Origin of the sequence: Roseobacter sp. (genome assembly GCF_024639605.1) — a bacterium.
Lineage (GTDB): Bacteria > Pseudomonadota > Alphaproteobacteria > Rhodobacterales > Rhodobacteraceae > Roseobacter.
Genome location: NZ_JAHEHZ010000207.1, coordinates 1 through 4,714, shown reverse-complemented (window position 1 = coordinate 4,714; position 4,714 = coordinate 1). Strand labels below are relative to the sequence as shown.

General features: G+C 62.0%; 5 protein-coding genes. 3 read left to right on the top strand and 2 right to left on the bottom strand.

Going from position 1 to position 4,714, the window contains the following annotated elements; all coding sequences use genetic code 11:
- From Q0M35_RS17465 to Q0M35_RS17455, 3 genes are all read left to right on the top strand, one after another.
- Positions 1-511 (top strand): alpha/beta hydrolase fold domain-containing protein (locus tag Q0M35_RS17465; RefSeq protein WP_295317535.1); only part of this gene is annotated, 511 nt, incomplete at its 5' end.
- A 68-nt stretch (positions 512-579) separates the two neighbouring features.
- Positions 580-1,434 (top strand): SDR family oxidoreductase, encoded by an 855-nt coding sequence (locus tag Q0M35_RS17460; protein WP_295317534.1) that lies wholly within the window; start codon positions 580-582, stop codon positions 1,432-1,434.
- Positions 1,424-2,971, top strand: a complete 1,548-nt coding sequence (locus Q0M35_RS17455) for an alpha-amylase family glycosyl hydrolase (RefSeq protein ID WP_295317533.1) — start codon at positions 1,424-1,426, stop codon at positions 2,969-2,971. The genes Q0M35_RS17460 and Q0M35_RS17455 overlap by 11 nt, the downstream gene beginning before the upstream one ends.
- On the opposite strand, the gene Q0M35_RS17450 is transcribed toward Q0M35_RS17455, so the two are convergent.
- Both Q0M35_RS17450 and Q0M35_RS17445 read right to left on the bottom strand, forming a co-directional pair.
- Positions 2,968-3,936, bottom strand: a complete 969-nt coding sequence (locus Q0M35_RS17450) for an SDR family oxidoreductase (protein WP_295317532.1) — start codon at positions 3,934-3,936, stop codon at positions 2,968-2,970. The two genes, Q0M35_RS17455 and Q0M35_RS17450, sit on opposite strands and share 4 nt — an antisense overlap.
- Before the next feature lie 57 nt (positions 3,937-3,993).
- Positions 3,994-4,714, bottom strand: a 721-nt coding sequence (locus tag Q0M35_RS17445) for an FAD-dependent oxidoreductase (protein ID WP_295317531.1), incomplete at its 5' end; no start/stop codon positions are given.

Here is a 4,714-nt window from a genome sequence, read left to right as displayed (position 1 = left end):
GCCCGCGCCACTGGAGGATGCCTGCCGTTTTATCGAAGCTTTCGGCGCGCCGGTGCCGGTGGTGGGTGACAGTGCGGGTGGCCATCTGGCCCTGACGCTGGCGCGGAAAATGCCGCAGGCGGTCTCTGCCCTTGCGCTCATTTCTCCCAACACCGACCGTACCGGGCTCAGCACCACGCGCGGCACGGATGCCGATGCGATGAATGACGATGAGCAGGATCGCGCTCTGTGGGAAACGGCGATGCCGGATACCGCACCCGATGATCCCGATGCCTCGCCCGTGACGGCTGATCTTACCGGGTTACCACCGGTATTTGTTACGGCGGCGGTCAATGAAGTGTTGCTGGATGACACGCTGCTGCTCATCCGGGCGCTTGGGCGGGCAGGGGTGCCGGTCAGCGCCGGTATCATCCCGCCGCTCTTTCACATGTGGACGCTCTGGCCCGAAGAACTGGCGCAGGCCCGGGCAACCATGAGCCGGATTTCGCAGTTTCTGGGTCACGCGGCCTGACCGGTGGAACATATCCCGGCCCGGGCGGTTCTTTCCCGAAGGATAACAATTATCAAAGGTAGAATGCCATGAATGAGGAAGTGAAAATACCGGCGCAGTCGCAGGACGACATGCCCGCCCACGAGCACAAAATGCAGCCCGCGCCCGATTTCATGCCGCGCCATCCCGGTGCGGCGAAACTCGACGGCAAGGTGGCGCTGATCACCGGCGGTGACAGCGGCATCGGCCGGGCAATCGCCGTGCTTTTCGCGCGTGAAGGCGCAAAGGTTGCGATCTCGTATTTCGATGAGGACAAGGACGCCGGACGTACGAAATCGCTGGTGGAGGAAGAAGGTTCCGAGGCGCTGCTGCTGCCCGGTGATCTGGGCGACAAGGAAACCGCCACCAGCGTGGTGGAAAAGACCGTTGAGCACTTTGGCCAGATCGATATTCTGATCAACAACGCAGCCATGCAATGGCTTGACGAAGACCTCACAGAGCTGTCTGAAGAGACCCTGCGCCGCACGTTTGACAGCAATGTGATGGCCTATTTCTTTGTCACACAGGCCGCTCTGCCGCATCTCAAAGAGGGTGCAAGCATCATCAACACCTCTTCGGTGAACGCATTTGCCGGGATGGGGTCGCTGATCAGCTATTCCACCACGCGCGGGGCAAGCCTTGCGTTCTCACGCTCGCTTGCGGCGAACCTGGCGGATAAAGGCATCCGCGTGAACACCGTGGCACCGGGCCCGATCTGGACACCGTTCATTCCCGGCACCATGCCGGCAGACGAAGTCGAAGATTTCGGCAGCCAGGTCCCGATGGGACGCGCGGGCCAGCCGTGGGAAGTGGCGACCGCCTATCTCTTTTTCGCTTCTTCGGATGGCAGCTATTATACCGGGCAGACGATGCACCCCAATGGCGGCATGATCGTTGGGGCATAAATCAGACTGGCCGGCAAATCCGGCGATCTATCAGGTCTATCCCCGCTCGTTTCTGGATACCACGGGAACGGGCGAGGGTGATCTGCGCGGTGTCATCGAAAAGATGGGCTATATTGCGGAGCTGGGCGTGGATGCGCTCTGGCTCTCGCCGTTTTTCGTCTCGCCGATGGTGGACGGAGGCTATGACGTCGCCGATCACAGCGCGGTTGATCCGAGGTTCGGCACAATGGATGATTTTGAGGAACTGGTGGCTGCGGCGCATGATGCGGGCCTGAAAGTTCTGATTGATCAGGTACTCAACCACACCAGCGATCAGCATCCGCTGTTTCTGGCCGCCGTTGAGGGCGATGAGAGCGCCGCGGAATGTTACCTCTGGCAGGATCCGAAAGAGGACGGCAGCCTGCCCAACAACTGGCTGTCGCAGTTCGGCCCGCCCGCCTGGACGTGGAACCACAAGCGGCGGCAGTATTATTTTCATCAGTTTCTGGCAGCCCAGCCCTCGCTCAATCTGCGCAATGAGCGGGTGCAGGAAATGCACCATCAGGAGATCCGGTTCTGGCGCGACAAAGGCGTGGACGGGTTCCGGTTTGATGCGGTGACCTCGTATCTTTTTGACGAGAGCCTGAAGGATAATCCGCCGTCCTCGCCGGAAGTGCATGAAAAGATGGTGACGTTCCGGTTCGTGCCCTACAGCTATCAGGATCACGTCTATGACATGCTGCCGGGCGACGGGGCGGCTTATGCCGAAAACCTGCGAAAGTGGGCAGGCGAGGATGCCTGGCTGCTGGGAGAAAGCACCTCCGGGAATAATTCGCTGAAGCTGGTGAAAGACTTTACCGAAGAGGGCCGGCTTGATGCCATGTACACCGTCGACATGCCCGAAGAGGGGGCTGATCCGGAGATGCTCGGCCGGCTTTTTGACGAGGTCAGTGATCTCAGCCGCTATGGCAAATGGATGTCGAGCCATGACCAGCCGCGCCACATCTCGGTGCGGGGGGACGGCTCTGACCGGGACGCACGGTTTTTCTCGATGATGATGGCGGTGCTGCCTGGTCCGTGGATGATTTATCAGGGCGAGGAGCTTGGCCTGCCGCAGCCGCGGCTTTCGCGCGAGGAATCTGTTGATCCGGTGGATCTCATCTTCTGGCCGGACGGACCGGGGCGCGACGGAGCGCGGGTGCCGGTGCCCTGGGGCGAGGGGCCGGCGTTCGGGTTCTCGGAAGGCAGCCCCTGGCTGCCGATGCGCTGGGAAAGTGACCGGGCAGTGAGTGCGCAGACCGAAGAAAGCACGCTGGGGTTTTACCGGCGCGCACTGGCTGCGCGCAAAGAGCATGGCTGGCCCGAAGGCACCGTCACCGGACATAAAACCAAAGGTGAGGTGATGACCATCGATCTGGACGTGGACGGCCGGGCATGGCGCGCGGTCTTTAACTACGGCACAGATACGGTTTCACCTGGTCTGGGCGCGCCGTTCATGGCGAGCCAGCACTGTGTCGGTGACATGCTGGGGCGAACGGCCGCGATCTGGAAGCTTTAGCCGACCAGTACCCCCAGAAGAAACATCGTCGCGGCACCGCCGAAAAACAACAGTTTGCGCGCCTGATCGGCATCCATGATCACGCCCTTGTTCTCGGCGATGTCCGAATATGACCCGCGCGCCGTAGCAGGGTGATCGACCGGTCCGAAAAGGTTATCCGGACGGTCCCCCGGCTCGGGCCGGTCTGATTTCTGCATATCCTTGCCGTCACGCGCCAGTTTGCGGTCGATAAAGGCCGGCAGCACCATATCGCCGAAGAGCAGCTGAAAAACCGAGCGTCCCACGATGACCTCGCGCTGCAGCTTGTCGATGGCCTGCATCACCGCATCTGCCGCGACCTGCGGGTCAAAGACCGGCGGTGCGGGTTGCGGCATTTTATCAAGCCGGTTGCGCGCCCAGTCGAACTGCGGTGTGTTGATCGCGGGCAGCTGCACCAGCGACAGCTCTATCGGCCGGTTGCCGCGCAGAACCTCTGAACGCACGGCGCCGACAAAGCCGTTGATCGCGTGTTTGGATGCGCAATAGGCCGACTGAAAAGGCACAGGCCGGTATGAGAGGCCCGAGCCCACATGCACGATATGTCCGCGGTCCATCGTTGCCAGCGCCAGCCGGGTGCCGTTGACCTGGCCGGTAAAGGTGGTGGCGACGATCCGGTCAAACTCGGCGGCTGTCATCTCGTGAAACGGCGAAAAGCTCGTGGCCATCGCGCAGTTGACCCAGACGACCGGCTTACCGAGCTTTTTCACCAGGCTTTTCACGGCCTTCTCAAGTTCAGCGGCATCGGCGGCATCCGCCGTCGCGGTCTCGATGCCGTCGGTGTCGCCGACTGACCTGAGACGGTCCTCGCCACGGGCGATCACGCCGACCCGGTATCCACGCGCCAGCAAGGTGTCCGTCACGGCGCGACCGACGCCTGCGGTTCCACCGATAACGATGGCAGACTGTTTATTTTTATCGCTGATCATAAGACAAAAATCCTTTGGTTCTGCGCCGGGCCGCGGGGGTGCGGCAGGTCACCGTGGTCAGATATTGCTGTTAAGGGGTTCTTCGGCACTGCTGGGGTGCACACCGCGCGCCCGGTTCATGCCGGTGCGTGACGGCGCGGTCATGGTTACCTGCGCGGCCCATGAGATGCTTTCGGCGGCGGCATGACCGACGAGGGCCGCACCCTGGAGCCCGCCATCCTCTGCGCGCGCAAGACCCCAGGCTTCGGTGGTGCCGGTGCGAAATATGCTGTCTTCGAGAGAGGAGAAACGGTTGAGTTTTGCCAGACCGCTGAGTTTGCCCACCTCGCCCACCGGGGGCATCACAAAGGCGGTGGTGGCCACGTGATCCAGTGCCAGCGGTTCAGGCATCTCATCGGTGTAAAGCTGCCGGGCGAGGGTTTCGCCGTCAGCGGTCGCGACCGGGGTGAGCGGCAACCGGTCGGCGGCATCACCGATTGCATAGAGCCCCGGCACGCTCGTCTCGAACCGGTCATTGATGCTGAGCGCGCCGCTGCCGGCCGTTTCAGGTGCGGGGTCAAGCGCACGAAGCATCGCTGTATTGGGCGTTCGCCCTGTGGCGTTCAGCACATGCGTGCCGCTCAGCGTGCTGCCGTCTGACAGGGTGATGATGCGCGTGTCTCCGTCACGCGTGACATCGCGCGGTTTTACTCCTGTCAGCACACGAACCCCGGAGGCATCCAGATTATCGCGGGCCACGGCCTGGCTGCCGGCGCTGAAACCGGTCAGGATATCGTCA